The sequence below is a fragment of the Campylobacter sp. 1569 genome (assembly GCF_024723675.1).
Classification (GTDB): domain Bacteria; phylum Campylobacterota; class Campylobacteria; order Campylobacterales; family Campylobacteraceae; genus Campylobacter_D; species Campylobacter_D jejuni_C.
This window is the reverse complement of record NZ_JANQDB010000054.1, coordinates 1-636: the sequence shown is the minus strand read 5'-3', so window position 1 is coordinate 636 and position 636 is coordinate 1. Positions and strand designations below refer to the sequence as shown.

1 protein-coding gene is annotated in these 636 nt (G+C 33.3%); it reads right to left on the bottom strand.

Features of this window, described 5'->3' with window-relative positions; translation table 11 throughout:
• Positions 1-636, bottom strand: a 636-nt coding sequence (locus tag CAMP5060_RS08145; RefSeq protein WP_337218207.1) for a 3-oxoacyl-[acyl-carrier-protein] synthase III C-terminal domain-containing protein, incomplete at both ends; no start/stop codon positions are given.

Here is a 636-nt window from a genome sequence, read left to right as displayed (position 1 = left end):
TCTTTCTTATAAATTTGAGTTTGTTTGCACCAAAAGTTTTGATCTAGCTCTAATATAGCATTTGCCCAGCCAAGTCCAGCTCCAAAACCACCTAATTCTACTTTAAGCTTTTTACTTAAAGGGTTTGCAATGGTGTTTAAGGTATCGCAAATGGTAGCTGGTATAGTTGCCCCATTTACATTACCATATTTTGTAATAGTATCATTTGGAGCTTTTAATGGATCAAGTTTAAGTTTTTTTATAATGGTATCAACTATACTTTTATTTGCTTGATGTAGGAAAATATAGTCTAGATCCTCTTTTTTACACTTTGCGTATTCTAATATAGACTCAAAAGCTTCAGGTTCTTTTTGTGTAGCAAAGTTGAAAATTTCCAAACCATTCATATAAGCTTCTTTTGGTTCATTTTCATACCATTCAGGCTCATCAAATTCGTGTGGTTTTGGAGTTTTATAAGCACCAAAAGGAATGAAAAGGTATTTTAATCCTTTGCCATCGCTTCCAAGCTCAAAGAAACTTTGTGTTTTTTCTTGGGTGTATTCAAGCAAGCTAACACTTAATCCATCACCACCGATGATAGTTTTGTGTTTGTTTTTCTCTCTTATCGTTTTGTTACCACCTCTACTACTAGTATCT